Consider the following 17,379-nt stretch of genomic DNA (forward strand, 5'->3'; position numbering starts at 1 on the left):
GTGTTCCGTCCGCACGCCTATCCGAAGAGCTTCTTGAGCTCGCGGTTGACGGCCGTGTCCGCCTTGTCGAGGGCGGCCTCGGGGTCCATGTCCTTGCGGACGGAGTCGGCGAAGACGTCTTCGAGGGCGGTGATCATGGCCTGGGTCCAGCCGATGTTGTCGAAGTGCCCGAACTCGTTGAAGAGCTTGACGCCCTCGGCGGCGTTGCCCGACTTGAGCTTGGTGGCGGACTGGGCGAGCGAGCTGCGTGGCGGGATGTGGAAGCCGTAGGAGGTGGCCCAGTCCTCCTGGTACTGCTTCTGGTCGATCCACAGCCACTTCACGTACTCCTTGGCCGCGTCGACGTTCTTGCTCTTGGCGTTGACGAACATCGACCAGCCGCCGTTGTAGACCGACTGCTTGCCGGAGTCGACGGTCTTCGGGAAGGGGAACACACCCCAGTCGTCGCCGAGCGCTTCCTGGATCGCCGGCATCGCCCACATGCCGCAGAACTGGATGGCGGTGAGGCCCTGGTTGAACGAGGAGGGGTCCCAGGACTCGGTCGGCGCGCCGAGGAGAAGGTTGCCGCTGGTGAACAGCTTGCGCATCTTCTTGATGCCCTCGATGACGCCGGGGGTGTGGTACGCGATCTCGTTCTTCTCGTTGAGGGTGTCGGCGCCGGCCGACCAGATCATCGGGTTGATGACGCCGTGCAGGTCGTTGCCCATGTACAGGCCCTTGACCTTGCCGGTGGTGAGCTTGGCGGCGGCCTCGGCCAGCTCGTCGAGCGTGGTCGGCACCTCGACCTTGGCCTTCTCCAGCATCGACTTGCGGTAGAAGAAGAACTGCGGGTCGTCGATCATCCGGACGCCGTATATCTTCCCGTCGACCGTGTGCGACTTGATGTCGGCCGGGTTGAAGTCGCTCTTGACCGGGTCGATGATGTCGGTCAGATCCGCGACCTGGCCGCTCTTGACCATCTGGATCTGCGGGTGGAACTCGAACAGGTCGGGCGCGTTCTTGGTGAGCAGCGTCGCGAAGAGCTTGCTCTCGAAGTCGGCGCTGGTGATCCACTGCGTGGTCACGTTCGCCTTGTCGTAGGCCTTCGCGTACTTCTTGATGGCCTGCTCGGTCCCGGCCTCGCCGTACGCGTGGAAGTACTGGTTCAGGGTCGGACCCGAACTGGACCCGCCGCTGCGCCCGTTGTTGCCGCCGCACGCGGCCAGCCCGCCGGCGGCGGCCAGACCCATCGCGGCCCGCAGAACGTTTCGACGGTTCCAGTTGTTGCTGCTCATTGCCGACATGCTGACGTCCTTGTCTCGAATACGGCTGCGGCTCTGCGCCATGGCTCCGCGGCTCAGCGCCAGATGGCTCAAATGGACTTGCGGTGCGGGACGTTAACCTTCGGCTAAGCCTTCGGCAAGGGGTTGGACGAAGTCTGCTCGAAGCGTTGTGCAGCGTTCGGGATACCGGACGTCACGGGTTGCGGGCCGCCGCACCAGCGGCCCGCAACTCCCTTGAGGATGTGCTGGGTTACTGCTTGGACCAGGCCTGGTTGGACCCGCCGTTGCAGCTCCACAGACCGACCTTGCTGCCGTCGGCGGTCGCCTGTCCGCCGACGTCCAGGCACTGGCCCGAAGCCTCGCCGACGATCTGGCCGTTGGCGTTCAGCAACCATTGCTGACTGCCGTCACGGGTGGGCTCCGGGCTCGTCACGAGCCCCGAACTCCCCGCCGTCAGATAGCCGTTCACGCCCTTGAGGCGGCCCTTCGCGTCGTACGACCACACCTGCTCGGCGCCGCCCGTGCAGCCGCTGATCGCCGCCCCCGAGGTGTCCGCGGTCAGGCACTTGCCGGACTGCTTGCCCGCCAGCGCGCCGTTGACCGCCGAAGTGCCGTGGCCCTTCTGGTCGAGGACGTACGTCGTGATGGACCGGGCCGGCAGAGTCGCCGTCGCCGAGCCGCCCTTCACCGTGGGCTTGGTGACGTTCGCCCAGCTCTCGGTGGCCGACGTCCGCACCGCCTTGCTCGCCCGCACCGGCGACTTGCTGTTGAAGCGCAGGTTCAGCGCGGTGTCGGTGGTGTTGTGGTTGTTGACCACGACGACCCACTTGCCGTGGTCGTCGTACGTCGACACCTCGACGCCGTCCGGAACGCCGGTCACGTTGTGGGCGACCGCGCCCGGTCGGACGAACTTGCTGTACTGGCCGAGCGCGTAGTAGCGCTTGGTGTAGTACAGGGTCTGGTTGCCGTTCGTGGCGTAGTTCGGGTCGTAGTAGATCAGGCCGTCGTTCCAGCCCTCGTCGTTCTTCGCGAGGGGGTCGGAGCCGATCATCTCCGACAGGGCGACCCACCACTGGAACGCCGAGTCGTGCGCGGTCGCGAAGTCCTTGTAGATGATCCGGGAGAGATTCAGACCACCGTCGATGGTGGGGTCGTACTCCTGGGCCCAGCCCGTGCCGCCCTTGCCGAAGCAGCAGATCTCCGTGGACCAGGACTGCTTGCCGACCGACTTGGAGGTCTCGTAGATCTTCGCCCGCTGGTCGTCGCCCGGGTTGTTGTACGTGTGGTGGGCGAGCTTGTCGACGTACTGCGCGGTGTCGGGCTGCGAGATCCACTGCGGGACCTCGGTGTTGAAGCTGACCGTGCTGCTGGACTCGTCCGCGATGATGCCGGTCTTCTGGCCGCGGGCCTGCTGCTCGGCACCCAACGCCCGCACGATGTCGTCGCGTTGGTCGACCGGCACCAGCATGCCTTCCTGGCCGCAGCTGTCGAAGCTGTTGGTCGGCTCGTTGAAGGGGCTGATGTAGTCGAACTTCACGCCCTGTCCGGCGAAGTGGGCGGTGACGTCGGCGACGTACTTCGCGTAGTCCTGTTCGTTCTCCGTCCTGAGGTAGCCGCCGCAGCTCTTGGCGTTGGTCTTCCACTGTGCGGGCGCGCTGTTGACGAAGGCGATCAGGTCCTTCACACCGTACTTGGCGGCGGCGTAGAGGAAGGTACGACCGGCCTTGTCCTTGCTCCAGTCGTACGTGCCGTCGTCGTTCAGGAAGTCCTCGGGGGCACGCGGGGCGTAGGTCACGCCGGTGCCGCCACCGCCGATGTTGTAGCGGTAACTGCTGAGTGCCAGGCCGTCCGTGGAGAAGAGCAGCTTGGCCACCTTGGCCTGGATCTTCGGGTCGAAGTTCTTCAGATCGTTGACCCACCAGGCGCCCGAGGCACCGATGTTGTCGATGGTCTGGGCCGCGTGGGGGGACACTTCGGCCACCGTGGGGGTGGCGGCCGACGCGGGCGGAGCGGATATCAGGGGTCCGGCGACAGCGAACGCGGCTGCGGCTGTCAGCAGGGCCGATCTCCTGCGGTGGGGCTGAGACACGTGCATCCCTTCCGTCGTCATGAAGGTGGTGCGGTACGGCTCCTGGCGGGGGTGGTGCGTGACGGGGCTGGTGCCCAGGGGTGGTGCCTGGCGGGGCTGGCGCCCAGGGGGTGGTCCTGACGAGGACGATTCCTAGCGGGTGTGGTGCCTTGCGAGGACGGTTCCTAGCGGGGGTGGTGCGCCTTCGTCCTTGCCGGGGTGGTGCGCTTTGCCGCCGACCTCTGCCCGACCGACTGGAGCGCCCCTTCGAGCGCGAACGTCGCCGCGCCCAGGCACGCCGGGTCTGTGGGGATCGGGGAGAGGACGATCTCGGTGGCGGCCATCGGGCGCGGCAGCGCGTGCCGGGCGACGGCCTCGCGCACCTCCGCGACCAAGGGCTCGCCGAGGGCGGCCGCGACCCAGCTGCTGAGCACGACCACCTCGGGGTTGAACAGGTTGACCAGGTGCGCGATGGAGGCGCCCAGGTAGCGGGCGGTGTGCCGGACGACCTGGAGCGCCACCGGGTCCTCGGTGCGCATCCCCCGGGCCAGCGCGGCCACGGTGGCCGTCTGGTCGCCGGGGTGCAGCAGCTCGCTGTCGGGGCTCAACTCCCGCAGGTTCAGCATGATCCCGGGCGCGCCCACGTATGTCTCCACACAGCCGTGGTTGCCGCACCGGCACAGGCGTCCGTCCAGGACGATCGTGTTGTGGCCCCACTCGCCGGCGCTGTTGGAGACACCTCGGTGCAGTCCGCCGCCCAGGATCAGTCCGGCGCCCACGCCGGTCCCGAGGTTGACCACCACGGCGTTCACGCGCCCGCGCGCGGCCCCGAACCAGAGCTCGGCCACCGCACCGGCGCGCAGCGGGTTGTCCAGGTAGAGGGGGTAGGCGATGTACTCGGAGAGCAGGTCGAGCAGCGGTACGTCGTGCCAGTCCCAGTTGGGGGCGTACTCCGAGATGCCGGTGGCGCGGTCCACCTGCCCCGGCACGCTCACACCGACGCCGAGCACCCGGGCGCCCTCGATACCGGCCTGCGCGACCACCGAGCCGACGGCGGCGGCGACATGGCCGACCACCTGCTCGGGGAGGCTCTCGCCGGGGCGGAGGTCCTCCTCGGCGCGGGCCAGGACGTTCAGCGCGAGGTCGAACAGCTCGACATGGACGTATGTCTCCGCGATGTCGACGCCGATCAACGCGCCCCCCGACGCGTTGACGGCCACGAGCCCCCGAGGGCGTCCGCCGGCGGACTCCTCGAACCCGACCTCGGTGATCATGTGGAGGTCGAGCAGTTCGCCCACGAGCGTGGCGACGGTGGCCAGGCTCAGCCCGGTGGCCGCCGCCAGTTCCTGCCGGGACGTGGGCGACTCGGCGATGATCTGGCGCAACACCTCGTAGCGGTTCACGGTGCGGATGTCACGTGATGTGCGCTTCACCAGGGCCGACCCCCATCCCTTCAGCTCGGGCCGGGACGTCAGAGGCACCGGCGCGGCGCAAGGCTATGGTCTGCGGGGGACTTTGTACAAGGGGTTAGGAAAGGGGCTTTATAAAGTCAGTCGGCGAGTACGGCCCGGACGAACGCGTTGGCGAATTTCCCCTCGGGGTCCAGCTCGCTTGCCAGCTTACGGAAGTCACCGAGGCGCGGGTATCGCTCGCGCAGCACCTCCGCGGTCGTGGTGAACACCTTTCCCCAGTGCGGCCGTGCGTCGAAGGCGTCCAGCGCCTCCTCCAGCCGGCGCACCACCGGCAGCACGGCCGCCCTGTCCTCGATCCAGGTGAAGTGGAGCGCCACGGTGTCCCGTCCGTGGGCGGGGCTCAGCCACTGCTCGTCGGCGGTCATGGTCCGCACCTCGCAGGTCTGCAGCACCCAGGCGACCGTCTCCCGGATGCCGTCGACCGCGTGCAGTGCCTCGACGGCGTGCTCGCGCGGCAGCAGGTACTCCGACTGGAGTTCCGCCCCACTGCTCGGTGTGAACTCGGCCCGGAAGTGCGGCAGTCGGTCGTGCCAGGGCCCCGGCACCCCGAACTGCTCGGTGCAGTTGACCGCGGGCATCCCCGGCACCGGGTGCAGTTTCTCGGTGGCGGCCGTGGCCCACGGGAAGTCGGTGAGCGGCTGGTCCGTCCGCCGCTTGACCCACACCTGCCGGAAGCCCGGTGCACGCCAGTCGGTGAACAGGCTGACGCTGTACGCCGCCGACATGACCGTCTCGAAGCCTGCCAAGTCCAGCCCGGCGAGGGGGAGTTCGGTGAAGACGTACTGTTCCACGTCGAAGGTCGGAACGAGGTCCAGGGTGAGCGCGGTGACGACGCCCAGGGCGCCCAGTGAGGTGACGGCGCCGCCGAACCCCGGGTCGTCCCGGCCGATGGTCAGCGCGGAGCCGTCCGCGGTGATCAGCTCGACCTCGCGCACGGCCGAGGCGAGCGGACCGTTGCCGACGCCCGAGCCGTGGGTGCCGGTCGCGACCGAGCCGGCCACGGAAATGTGCGGCAGCGAAGCCATGTTGGGCAGCGCGAGGCCGTGGGCGTGCACCACGCGGGCGAGTTCGGCGTAGCGGACGCCGCCGGAGACCCGTACCGTACGGGCCTCGGTGTCCACGTCGATCACCGGCGGCAGGTCGGCGATGGACAGCAGGACGCCCTTGGGACCCGGCTCGGCGATCTCGTTGAAGGAGTGCCCGCTGCCCAGCACCCGCACCCTCGCGCCGCCCGCGACCAGGGCGGCGATCCTGTCGAGCGAGCAGGGCCGGTGCAGTTCCTTGGCGGAGTAGGTGATGTTCCCCGCCCAGTTGGTGATCGTCTCCGACATGTCCGTCGTTCCTCCCGGGGTGCACGTATGCATTGACCCTCTCATTTCCCGACACCTAACGTAGAGAGCGGTTTCTACGCCCTCTGGAGGATCCCCGCCTTGACCGAGCGACCCCGGGCGCTGTTCGCCATGACCGCCGAGAACGTGCCGCTCGTCTTCCCGCCCGAGGTGCTGGCCCGGCTGCGTGCCGTCGTGGACATCGATCCCGCGATCGTCGCCGAGGACCTCACCGACCCGCGGCTCGCGGACGTTCTGGTCCGCACCGAGATCCTCGTGACCGGCTGGGGCTGCCCCCGCCTGGACACGGCCGTCCTCGACGCGGCCCCGAGGCTCCGGGCAGTCCTGCACTCGGCCGGCTCGGTCAAGGGCTTCGCCACTCCCGAGATCTGGCGGCGCGGCATCGCGGTCTCCTCGGCCGCCGAGGCCAACGCCCTGCCCGTCGCCGAGTACACGCTCGCCATGATCCTGCTCGCCGGCAAAGACGTCTTCGTGCGCCGGGAGCGGCTGCGGACCGAACGGGCCTCCCCGGGCTGGGGGATCGAGCGGGGCATCGGCAACCGCGGACGACGGGTCGGGGTGATCGGGGCGTCACGGATCGGGCGCAAGGTGATCGAGCTGCTGCGACCGTTCGACCTCGCGGTGAGCCTGACCGACCCGTACGTCGACGAGGCGGGGGCCCTGGAACTGGGCGTCCCCTTGGCGGAGTTGGACGATCTCCTGCGGACCTCCGAGATCGTGACCGTCCACGCCCCGGAGACCCCCGAGACCCGGCACCTGATCGGGCGCCGTGAGCTGGCCCTGATGCCCGACGGGGCGGTACTGATCAACACCGCGCGTGGGAGTCTGGTCGACACGGACGCCCTGGTCGGGGAACTGCGCACCGGGCGGCTCAGCGCGGTCCTCGATGTGACCGACCCCGAGCCCCTGCCCGCCGACTCGCCCCTCCATGACTTCCCGAACGCCTTCGTCACCCCGCACCTCGCGGGATCGCAGGGGAACGAGCTGGCGAGGCTGGGGCTGGCCGTCGTAGCGGAGGCGGAGCGGGTTGCGGCCGGGGGAGCGGTGGCGCACCCGGTGGAGTTCGAGGCGCTGGAGCGCGGGGCCTGACCTCCGCGTGGTCCCTGGCTCCGGCCGCTGGGTAGCCTGCCTGGACATGACGTCCGAACCTGACCCCGAAGGCCTCCCCGAGCCGCTCCCCGAAGTCCTCCCGGTGACCGACCTCACCCGGCATCGCCGGCTGCGTGAACAGGGCAGCCTGGACCGGGCGGACCTGGAGGCGATCCTCGATGCCGGCTTCGTCTGTCATCTGGGTGTGGTGGTCGAGGGGCGGCCGCTGGTCGTGCCCACGGTGTACGGGCGAGACCAGCGGCAGTTGTATGTGCACGGGTCCGTGGCCAGCCGCAGCCTCGCGGGCGGTGCCTCCGTCTGTGTCACCGTCACGCATGTGGACGGGCTGGTGCTCGCCCGGTCCGTGTTCGAGCACGGGGTGAACTACCGCAGCGCCGTGATCCACGGAGTGCCCCGCAAGGTCACCGACCCGGAGGAGAAGCTCGCGGGCCTGCGCCGGCTGACCGAACACGCGACCCCGGGGCAGTGGTCGTACGCGCGTCTGCCCAGTCGCAAGGAACTGGCCGCCACCACCCTGCTCGCCCTGCCCCTCGACGAGGCCTCCGTCAAGATCCGCACCGGCGCGCCCGACGACGGGGACGGGCCCGACGCCGAGCTGGGGCTGTGGGCCGGTGTGCTGCCGCTCACCTCGGTGTGGGGCGCGCCCGTCCCCGACCCGGTACTGCCCCCGGAGACCCCCGTACCGCCACATATCGGTCGCCGTGCGGGGACCCGGCACGGGTGATGTCGGAGCGAGGGCATAACGTGAGGAGTCGTACGTCCGATCCGGGAGGAGATAACGGGATGGGCAGCCGTACCGCGCTGGTCGAGGATCTGATGGAGCGGTTCCCGCAGGTTCCGCGGGAAGCCGTCTTCAAAGAGGACCTGCTGCGAGGTGGCGTGGCCTTCGACCCGTCCGCCCTCAGCGACAACGAGTCCGGTGAGGTGAAGCCGAAGTCGTACTTCATCTTCTCCTTCGACCACGGCACCCTGCCGGAGCTCGGCGAGGCCGCGCTGCGTCGCCCGCCGGAGGAGATCATCCTCACCGGCGGGCCGTACGACCTGCGCAGGACCGTGGTCTCGGTGCGGGTGAACCCGGCCTCGCCGTATCGCGTAGCCGCCGACGACGAGGGCGTGCTCGGGCTGTACCTCGACGGGAAGCGGATCGCCGACGTGGGCGTGCCGCCGATGCCGGAGTACTACCGGCACACGCTCTCCAACGGAAAGTCCGTCATGGAGGTCGCTCCCACCATCCAGTGGGGCTATCTCATCTACCTGACCGTCTTCCGGGTCTGCCAGTACTTCGGTGCCAAGGAGGAGTGCCAGTACTGCGACATCAACCACAACTGGCGCCAGCACAAGGCGGCCGGCCGGCCGTACACCGGGGTCAAGGACGTCGAGGAGGTCCTCGAAGCCCTGGAGATCATCGACCGGTACGACACCGCGAAGGCGTCCACCGCCTACACGCTCACCGGCGGCGCGATCACCAAGACCGTCTCCGGGCGGGACGAGGCCGACTTCTACGGCCACTACGCCAAGGCCATCGAGGAGCGCTTCCCGGGCCGTTGGATCGGGAAGGTCGTGGCGCAGGCACTGCCGCGCGACGACGTGCAGCGGTTCAAGGACTACGGCGTGCAGATCTACCACCCCAACTACGAGGTGTGGGACGAGTACCTGTTCAAGATGTACTGCCCGGGCAAGGAGCGGTACGTCGGGCGGGACGAGTGGCACAAGCGGATCCTGGACTCGGCCGAGGTGTTCGGGGCGCGCAATGTGATCCCCAACTTCGTGGCGGGCGTGGAGATGGCGGAGCCGTTCGGCTTCAAGACGGTCGACGAGGCGATCGCGTCCACCACGGAGGGCCTGCGCTTCTTCATGTCGCAGGGGATCACGCCCCGCTTCACCACCTGGTGCCCGGAGCCGACCACTCCGCTCGGCAAGGCCAACCCGCAGGGCGCGCCGCTTGAGTACCACATCCGGCTGCTCCAGGCCTATCGCCAGACGATGGAGGACTTCGGGCTCTCCTCGCCTCCCGGATACGGCCCGCCCGGACCCGGCCGCGCGGTGTTCTCGGTGAGCTCCTTCATGGACAGCCTTCCAGCGGCTCCGGAGCCGGCCGAGGTCTGACGGTCCGAGGGGCCGGCGGTCCAGGGGCCGACGGTCTGGGGCTGGGGGCTGGGGGCTGGGGGCTGGGGGGCTCAGGGTTCGACGGCCGTCGCGCAGGGCGTCACCTGGCGTCCGGCGCCGAGGAGTGCGGTGCCCCGGCGGCCCGGAAGGGGTGTCCACGCCGGGGCCGGGGCCGACTTGGTGACCACCGCGCCCACCCACTCCGGGGGCACCGGACAGGCGGACCACCTTCGCCCCGGACACCTTCCCGGGCGGCGCCCGTCACTCCCGCGTTGACGACCCTGGTCCACGGGATCGCCGCGACCGTCTCGGGCACCCATGCTCGTGGTGCTCCATGTCGTGCCCGTCTGAGCACCGCGCACGCGCCGTTGCGGACTCAATTCTCTGTGACGACTGGTTCCTGTGAGTCGGAATTGATACGTTCCCGTCTCCGGTCCGTACAAGAGGGTGCAACTCCGTGCGCCGGTGTGCCGTGGGCTGTGGACCGAACCCCCGGTAATCGAATTGAATAGCCTGCTTGTCAGTTGTGTGGGAGACGTGAAAGGCTCCTGTCCTGCCGCGAGGTTCCCCCCAACTCCATTGCCAGTATGGCGAGTTGACCCCGCTTTCGATGCAGGAGACCCATGCCCGACCTGCCGACCCCCCAGGACGCCGCCGAGGCCGCGCTGTTCTCCGAGTGCTGGGATGCCGTGCTGTCGTACGCCGATCTGTGCACGGCCGGCTCCACCGCCGCCACCGAACTGGCCACGGAGGCCTTCTCGCTCGGGATGCGCGAGGTCCGTGACGCCGAGACCGCCGTCCGCGGCGTCGGCCGCCGTCCGGTCCGGCTGCCCCGAATACCCTTGCTGCTGACCGCCGTTCGTGTCACGGCGGCGGACTGGGAAAGACGGAGCCTGGGCCACCGGCTCGACCCCGACCTGAGGCTGTGGCTCAACTCCGACAAGGCCTTCCGCTACACCGGGCCGCCGCTCCAGCGTCCGATAGCGCTCCGCGGGCTGCGTGATCTCCAGGCGGCGGACGCCGAACTGCTCTGGCTGGCCGAGGTGGAGGCGCTGCCGCTGCCCGCGCTGGCCCGTCGGCTCGGCCTCGACCCGGCCACCGTGGACGACGAACTCGCCCAGGTGCGCGGCCTGTTCCGGGACCGCAGCCACCGCAACCACCTCGACACACCGATGGACGCCCAGTGCCGCAGCTACGCCCGGCTGCTGGACGCGGTCACCCGGTCCACCTCGGGCGAGACCCCGGGCGACCTCTCCCGGCACCTCGCGCGCTGCCAGCACTGCGCGGAGGCCGCCTCCTGTCTGAGGCTGCACGGCGGCGGGCTGCCCGCGGCCCTCGCGGGCGGGGTCATCGGCTGGGGCGGACTCGCCTATCTGGAGCGCCGCCGCCGGGCCGCCGAGGTGCGGTTGGGCGCAGGACGCCCGGCGGCCCTGGAGAGCGGGCCGCCGAACCCCGGCGCGCAGAAGGCGAAGGTCGTGCGCAACGGACTGCTCGTCGCGGCCGTCCTCGTCTCCCTGCTCGCCCTCGCCGTCTCGATGATGCCGGGCGACGACATGGAGAACGGCGCCGCCAAGCCCGGTCCCGGCACCACCGCCGAGGGCCTGCCGGTGGCCGACCCCAGCTCGTCCATTCCCGCCGCCACCTCACGGGCGCCCGGCTCCGCGAAGCCCTCGCGGACCAACTCGGCGAAGCCGTCCGAGTCCACGGGTGCGAAGAACTCCGACCCGGAACCCCAGGGCACCTCCTCCGCCGGTGTCGAGGAACCCGAACCCAGCGAGAGTGCCACGCCGTCCTGTCAGGTCGAGTACACCCTCGTCAACCAGTGGCCCGACGGCTTCCAGGCCGCCGTCACCGTCACCACCACCGAGGCCCTCGACGACTGGCGGGTCACCTGGTCCTTCAAGGACGGGCAGAAGGTGACCCAGATGTGGGACGCCGGCTTCACCCAGAGCGGCGCGAAGGTCACCGCGACCGCCGCCGACTACAACAGGTCGGTCCCAGCGGACGGTTCGCTCTCCTTTGGCTTCCTCGCCTCCTGGCAGGGCAAGAACGCCCCGGCATACGACTTCACCCTCAATGGGCAGGAGTGCGTGAAGTCCTGACTTGGCGGGTAGCCGGGGCGCCAGCGCCGGTGCCGGTGGCGCGCCTCCTGGCGCCCGAAGGAGGCGCCGGTCGGGTGAGGTGCGTCGCCGGGTGCGGGCCCGGTGGGGGCTGGTCGCGCAGTTCCCCGCGCCCCTGAGGGAGTTACAGCTAGGCATGCTTGGACTGCACCCACCTGTTGGGGGGCGCGGGGACTGCGCGACCAGCCCCCACCGGCCCGCGCCTTGCCTCGAAACGCTTCCTACTTCGCCGCCCACAACCCCCGCACATGCCCGATGTGCCGCGTCATCACCTCATGTACCGCCCCCTCGTCGCGGGCGACCAACGCGTCGAGGAGCTCCAGATGTTCCTCGGCGGACGCCAGCAGTCGGCCCGACTTCACCAGCGGGGTCAGACCATAGAGCCGGGACCGCTTACGGAGGTCCCCGACCACCTCCACCAGGTGCGCGTTGCCCGCGAGGGCCAGGAGGCCGAGGTGGAAGCGGGTGTCGGCCTCGACATACGCGATGAGGTCACCGGCCACCGCCGCCTGGACGATCTCCCGGGCGGCCGGGCGCAGTGCCTCCAGGGAGACCGGGTCGGCGGTCGTGGCCAGCTCCACCACGGTGGGGATCTCGATGAGCGAGCGGATGTGGGTGTACTCGTCGAGCTGCTTGTCTGAGACCGCGGTGACCCGGAATCCCTTGTTGGGCACGGTGTCGACCAGGCCCTCCTTGACTAGGTCGAGCATGGCCTCGCGCACGGGGGTGGCCGAGACACCGAACCGTGCGGCGAGCGCCGGCGCCGAGTACACCTGCCCCGGCATCAGCTCGCCCGCGATCAGCGCGGCCCGCAGGGCATCGGCGACCCGCTCCCGGTAGCTGCTCTTCTTGCCGCCCAGCACGGGCAGGGCGGGAGCGGCGGCTGGGGTGCTGGATCGCTGGGCGGCCATGAGGGCATCTCCTAGTGGTGCAATGTCACGCGGCACCCGGCATTATCCTCGACGCCGTCAGGGCTCACAGCACGAACCCCGCCGGGAACGGGTCGGTCGGGTCGAGCAGGTACTGGGCAGTGCCGGTGATCCAGGCGCGGCCGGTGAAGCTGGGCAGGACGGCGGGGCGCCCCGCGACCTCGGTGGTGCCGAGCAGCCGCCCGGTGAACCGCGTACCGATGAAGGACTCGTTCACGAACTCGGTGTGCAGCGGGAGTTCGCCGCGCGCGTGCAGCTGGGCCATGCGTGCGCTGGTGCCGGTGCCGCAGGGGGAGCGGTCGAACCAGCCCGGGTGGACGGCCATCGCATGCCGGGAGTGGCGGGCGGTGGAGCCGGGCGCGATCAGATGGACGTGGTGGCAGCCACGGATGGACGGGTCCTCCGGGTGGACGGGCTCCTCCTCGGCGTTGATCGCTTCCATGAGGGACAGCCCCGCCTTGAGGATGTCGTCCTTGCGGGCCCGGTCGAAGGGCAGCCCGAACCGGTCCAGCGGCAGGATGGCGTAGAAGTTGCCGCCGTACGCCATGTCGTATGTCACCGTCCGCCCGTCGGCCAGTGCGATCTTGCGGTCGAGGGCGACGGAGAACGACGGCACGTTCTGCAGCGTGACGTTCTTCGCCCTGCCGTCCTCCACCGCGACCTCGGCGACGACCAGGCCTGCCGGGGTGTCGAGCCGGATCGTGGTGACCGGCTCGACGACCTCGACCATGCCCGTCTCCACCAGCACGGTCGCCACCCCGATCGTGCCGTGTCCGCACATCGGCAGATACCCGGAGACCTCGATATAGACGACACCCCAGTCGCAGTCCGGGCGGGTCGGCGGTTGCAGGATCGCCCCGCTCATCGCCGAGTGCCCGCGCGGCTCGTTCATCAGAAGCTGCTTGATGTCGTCGCGGTGCTCACGGAAGTACAGCCGCCGTTCGTTCATGGTCGCGCCGGGGATCGTGCCGATTCCGCCGGTGATCACGCGGGTGGGCATGCCCTCGGTGTGCGAGTCGACGGCGTGCAGGACGAGTTTGCTGCGCATGACGCTCCTGGTCATCGAGGGGGTGGGGGAAGGCGGCCTCCGCGGGTCCGACCTCCGTGAGTTCGGCCTCCGCGGGTCAAGCCTCCGTGGGTCCGGCCGGCGGGCCCGGCTGCACGAGTCCGGCCGCGACCGCCCGCTCGGTGGCCGCCCGCACGACGGCCTCCCGCTCGGGCGGCAGCGGGACCCGTGGCGGACGGCACCTCCCGCCATGGCGACCGACGATGTCCATCGACAGCTTGATCGCCTGCACGAACTCGACCTTGGAGTCCCAGCGCAGCAGCGGGTGCAGCTGCTCGTACAGCTTCTTCGCGGTGGCCAGGTCGCCGCCCACGGCCGCACGGTACAGCTCGACGCAGGACCCGGGCAGTGCGTTCGGGTAGCCGGCCACCCAGCCCTTCGCTCCCGCGATGGCGAGCTCCAGCAGGACGTCGTCGGCCCCGATCAACAGGTCCAGTTCCGGAGCAAGTTCGGCCAGCTGGTAGGCGCGACGCACATCACCCGAGAACTCCTTGACCGCCCGGATGTGCCCCTCGGCGTGCAGCTCGGCCAGCAGCTCCGGGACCAGGTCGACCTTGGTGTCGATGGGGTTGTTGTACGCCACCACCGGCACGCCCGCCTTCGCGACCTCGGCGTAGTGCGCGAGGACCGAACGCTCGTCGGCGCGGTACGCGTTGGGCGGCAGCAGCATCACGGACGCGCAGCCCGCGTCGCGCGCCTGCTCGGCCCAGCGCCGGGACTCCGCCGAGCCGTACGCGGCGACCCCCGGCATCACCCGCTCGCCCCCGATCGCGGCCACGGCCGTCTCGACGACCCTGGCCCGCTCCTCGGGCGTGAGCACCTGGTACTCGCCCAGCGAGCCGTTCGGCACGACACCGTCACAGCCGTTCTCGACCAGCCAGGCGCAGTGCTCGGCGTACGTGTCGTAGTCGACGCGGAGGTCGTCGTCCACCGGGAGCGCGGTGGCGACGAGCACTCCGCGCCAGGGACGAAGATCGGTGCTGGTCATACGGTTCCTCTCAATGCGGTGTGACATATCACATATGCTCGGCCTCCCCGTCCCGGGCCAGCACCCCCAACGGCACCGGCCGTGCGAACGGCCTGCGCCCCGCCGTCTCCGCACACCCGGCGATCCCCGCGACCCCGGGCCCGCACATCCGGCCCTGACACCAGCCCATCCCGGCCCGTGTCAGCAGCTTCACGCTGCGCGGATCACCGGCGCCCAGCTCACGCACCGCCGCCCGCACCGCACCGGCCGGCACCTCCTCGCAGCGGCACACCACCGTCTCGTCGGTGACCTGCTCGGCCCAGTGCGCGGGCGGCGCGTACACGGAGTCCAAGGCGGCGAAGAACGCGCGCAGTTTCTCCCGGGTCCGCGCGACGGCCGCCCACTCACCCGGATCCGGCGCCCGCCCGGCCAGCCGCGCCGCCACCGACCGCCCGGCGATGTGCCCCTCGGCGAGGGAGAGGGCGGCGCCGCCGATGCCGGTGGTCTCACCCGCCGCCCACACACCCGGCACGTCGGTGCGCTGCTCGTCGTCCACGTACACGTCCGTCCCGTCGACACGGCAGCCCAGGGCTTCGGCGAGATCGGTGTGCGGCAGCATGCCGTGCCCGACGGCGAGGGCGTCGCAGGCGAGGCGCCGCCGGGTGTCCGCGCGCACCCGCCCGTCCCGGTCGAGCGCCGCGATCGTCACCGCCGCCAGCCGCTCGTCGCCGTGCGCCGCCACGACGGTGTGCCGGAAGAGGGTGCGTACCCGGTGCCGGAGCAACTCACCCCCGTACCGGGCGCCTTCGGCGACCTTCCCGGGCATGGCCGCCAGCTGCCGGGACCGCCGTACGAACGCCCTGGGGTCGGCCGAGTCCACCAGTGCCGCGACCGTGGCACCCGCCGAAGCGAGGCCGGTGGCGACGGGCAGCAGCAGCGGCCCGGTTCCGGCGACGACGACGGTACGGCCGGGCAGCACGAGGCCGCCCTTGAGCATGGCCTGCGCCCCGCCCGCCGTGACGACACCGGGCAGTGTCCAGCCGGGGAAGGGCAGCACCTTCTCGTAGCCGCCGGTGGCGAGGAGGACGGCGTCGGCGCGCTCCTCGGCCGGCTCCTCCTGCTCCGGGCCGAGCAGGGCGTGCACGGTGAGGTCGGCGGAGCCCCGGCGCTCGACGAACCAGACATGATGGTCCGTCAAATGCCTTACCGTTCCGGCCCGTACGTGGGCGTCCAGGCCGTCCCGCAGCCTCTCCCAGGTACGCCACTGATGGTGCAGCGCCCGCGGCCGTCGGGCCCCGAACCCTGGCGCGGGCTGTCGGTAGAACTGCCCGCCCGCCTCCTGGGCGGAGTCGATCAGCGTGACACTGACACCGCGTGCGGCTGCCGCGAGGGTGGCCGCGAGCCCGGCCGGACCCGCACCGATCACCGCCAGACGCGGTTCACTCATCGTGGCCTGTCCCCTTCTGTGTGCGGATCGCGTCGCCCGGACGCAGGGGGACCAGGCAAGCCCGTTGGTTGGGGCGGTCGTTGACGGTCACCAGGCAGTCGAAGCAGACGCCGATGCCGCAGAAGATGCCACGTGGGCGGCCCTCGCCCCGGGTGGTGCGCCAGGAGGTGACCCCCGCGGTCCAGAGCGCGGCGGCGACGGTCTGGCCGGGCAGGGCCTCGATCTCCCGCCCGTCGAACGTGACGGCGAAGGCGGCACCGGGCTCGGCGCCCACGAGTTCGAGCGGGTTCACGAGGCCTCCTCGAAGGGGAACCGGTCGGGACGGAACGGCGCGAGATCGAGGTCGGGAGGCAGACCGGCGATCACCTGGGCGATCAACTGCCCAGTCCCCGTGGACAGTCCGATGCCCGCGCCCTCGTGCCCGCACGCGTGGAACAACCCCGGCACACGCGGGTCGGGCCCGAGGGCGGGCAGGTGATCCGGCATGTACGGCCGGAAGCCGAGGTACGTCCGCATCGCCCGCACCCGTCCAAGGAAGGGGAACAGCCGGGTCGCACCCGCCGCCAGCGCGCGCAGGGCGGGCAGCGACAACGACCGGTCGAAGCCGACCCGTTCGCGGCTCGCGCCGATCAGGACGGGTCCGGCGGCCGTCCCCTCCACCACCGGCGAGGTCTGCAGGGCCGCCGAGTCGCTGGCCACGTCGGCCACGTAGTCCGCGGCGTACACCTTGTGGCGGACCAGGCGCGGCAATGGCTCGGTGACCAGGACGAAGCCGCGCCGGGGGAGTACGGGGAGGCGCACCCCCGCAAGCGCGGCCAGCTCCCCGCCCCAGGTCCCGGCGGCGTTGACGACATACGGCGCGTGGACCTCGCCCCGGTTGGTCCGCACCCCGCGCACGGCACCGCCGGCACCGCGAAGGACCTCGGTCACGGTCGCGCCGGTGACCAGACGGGCACCCGACATCCGTACGAGATGGGCCGCGGCCAGCGTCGGCATGACCTGGGCGTCCTGGGGATACAGCACACCGCCCGCGAGTCCCGGCGCCAAGTGGGGTTCCAGGTCCAGGAGTTGATCCGCGCCCAACCGGACCGCCTCGACACCGGCGGTCCGTTGCCCGGTCGCGAACTTCTCCAGGGCTACGAGGCCGTCGGGGGAGGCGGCGACGACCACGCCGCCCTTGGGCTCGTACTCGATCGCCTCGCCGACCTCCTGCGCGAGGTCGGCCCACAACCGGCCGGACAGCAGGGCGAGTTCGAGCTCGGGCCCCGGCTCCTTGTCGGAGACCAGGAGATTGCCCTCACCGGCGCCGGTCGTGCCGCCGGCCACCGGGCCCCGGTCCACGACGATCACGTCGAGGCCCGCCCGGGCGGCGTACAGGGCGCAGGCAGCGCCCACCATCCCGGCTCCGACGACCACGACATCGCAGGTCAGTGGCTTGCTCACGCCAGTACTATGTCACATGCCTCTCATCGCGGGAACACCC

General features: G+C 70.6%; 14 protein-coding genes. 4 read left to right on the forward strand and 10 right to left on the reverse strand.

Annotated features, from left to right (window positions below; translation table 11 throughout):
- Positions 1 to 17 precede the first annotated feature (17 nt).
- The 4 genes from ACI2L1_RS18800 to ACI2L1_RS18815 all read right to left on the reverse strand — a co-directional run bounded on the left by ACI2L1_RS18800 (position 18) and on the right by ACI2L1_RS18815 (position 6,133).
- On the reverse strand, positions 18 to 1,283 hold the full coding sequence (locus tag ACI2L1_RS18800) for an ABC transporter substrate-binding protein (RefSeq protein ID WP_404740440.1): 1,266 nt from the start codon (positions 1,281 to 1,283) through the stop codon (positions 18 to 20).
- 229 nt (positions 1,284 to 1,512) lie between these two features.
- Positions 1,513 to 3,357, reverse strand: a complete 1,845-nt coding sequence (locus ACI2L1_RS18805; RefSeq protein ID WP_404740441.1) for a glycoside hydrolase — start codon at positions 3,355 to 3,357, stop codon at positions 1,513 to 1,515.
- A 158-nt stretch (positions 3,358 to 3,515) separates the two neighbouring features.
- Positions 3,516 to 4,763, reverse strand: coding sequence for an ROK family transcriptional regulator (locus tag ACI2L1_RS18810; RefSeq protein WP_404740442.1), 1,248 nt, complete (start codon positions 4,761 to 4,763; stop codon positions 3,516 to 3,518).
- A 116-nt stretch (positions 4,764 to 4,879) separates the two neighbouring features.
- Positions 4,880 to 6,133 (reverse strand): D-arabinono-1,4-lactone oxidase, encoded by a 1,254-nt coding sequence (locus ACI2L1_RS18815; RefSeq protein WP_404740443.1) that lies wholly within the window; start codon positions 6,131 to 6,133, stop codon positions 4,880 to 4,882.
- A 99-nt stretch (positions 6,134 to 6,232) separates the two neighbouring features.
- Here ACI2L1_RS18815 and ACI2L1_RS18820 point away from each other — a divergent pair, with 99 nt between their 5' ends.
- The 4 genes from ACI2L1_RS18820 (at position 6,233) to ACI2L1_RS18835 (ending at position 11,469) form a co-directional block, all read left to right on the forward strand.
- Positions 6,233 to 7,240 carry a hydroxyacid dehydrogenase gene (locus ACI2L1_RS18820; protein WP_404740444.1) on the forward strand — a complete coding sequence of 336 codons (1,008 nt, stop codon included), beginning with the start codon at positions 6,233 to 6,235 and terminating at the stop codon, positions 7,238 to 7,240.
- Between the two features lie 46 nt (positions 7,241 to 7,286).
- A complete protein-coding gene (locus ACI2L1_RS18825; protein WP_404740445.1) occupies positions 7,287 to 7,985 on the forward strand; it encodes a pyridoxamine 5'-phosphate oxidase family protein in 699 nt (232 codons plus the stop codon).
- A gap of 59 nt (positions 7,986 to 8,044) precedes the next feature.
- A complete protein-coding gene (locus ACI2L1_RS18830) occupies positions 8,045 to 9,367 on the forward strand; it encodes a radical SAM protein (RefSeq protein WP_404740446.1) in 1,323 nt (440 codons plus the stop codon).
- 623 nt (positions 9,368 to 9,990) lie between these two features.
- Positions 9,991 to 11,469, forward strand: a complete 1,479-nt coding sequence (locus ACI2L1_RS18835) for a cellulose binding domain-containing protein (protein WP_404740447.1) — start codon at positions 9,991 to 9,993, stop codon at positions 11,467 to 11,469.
- 239 nt (positions 11,470 to 11,708) lie between these two features.
- Here ACI2L1_RS18835 and ACI2L1_RS18840 read toward each other — a convergent pair whose 3' ends face one another.
- From ACI2L1_RS18840 to ACI2L1_RS18865, 6 genes are all read right to left on the reverse strand, one after another.
- A complete protein-coding gene (locus tag ACI2L1_RS18840) occupies positions 11,709 to 12,398 on the reverse strand; it encodes a GntR family transcriptional regulator (RefSeq protein ID WP_404740448.1) in 690 nt (229 codons plus the stop codon).
- 64 nt (positions 12,399 to 12,462) lie between these two features.
- Entirely contained in the window at positions 12,463 to 13,464 is a 1,002-nt protein-coding gene (locus tag ACI2L1_RS18845; RefSeq protein ID WP_404740449.1) for a proline racemase family protein, read from the reverse strand.
- A 76-nt stretch (positions 13,465 to 13,540) separates the two neighbouring features.
- Positions 13,541 to 14,470 carry a dihydrodipicolinate synthase family protein gene (locus tag ACI2L1_RS18850; RefSeq protein WP_404740450.1) on the reverse strand — a complete coding sequence of 310 codons (930 nt, stop codon included), beginning with the start codon at positions 14,468 to 14,470 and terminating at the stop codon, positions 13,541 to 13,543.
- A 28-nt stretch (positions 14,471 to 14,498) separates the two neighbouring features.
- Entirely contained in the window at positions 14,499 to 15,896 is a 1,398-nt protein-coding gene (locus ACI2L1_RS18855; protein WP_404740451.1) for an FAD-dependent oxidoreductase, read from the reverse strand.
- Complete coding sequence (locus tag ACI2L1_RS18860; RefSeq protein WP_404740452.1) at positions 15,889 to 16,188, reverse strand: (2Fe-2S)-binding protein; 300 nt, start codon at positions 16,186 to 16,188, stop codon at positions 15,889 to 15,891. Before ACI2L1_RS18860 ends, ACI2L1_RS18855 begins: the two co-directional genes overlap by 8 nt.
- Positions 16,185 to 17,339, reverse strand: a complete 1,155-nt coding sequence (locus tag ACI2L1_RS18865; RefSeq protein ID WP_404740453.1) for an NAD(P)/FAD-dependent oxidoreductase — start codon at positions 17,337 to 17,339, stop codon at positions 16,185 to 16,187. The genes ACI2L1_RS18860 and ACI2L1_RS18865 overlap by 4 nt, the downstream gene beginning before the upstream one ends.
- Positions 17,340 to 17,379: the final 40 nt, after the last annotated feature.

This window comes from Streptomyces sp. NPDC019531 (assembly GCF_044903305.1).
Classification (GTDB): domain Bacteria; phylum Actinomycetota; class Actinomycetes; order Streptomycetales; family Streptomycetaceae; genus Streptomyces.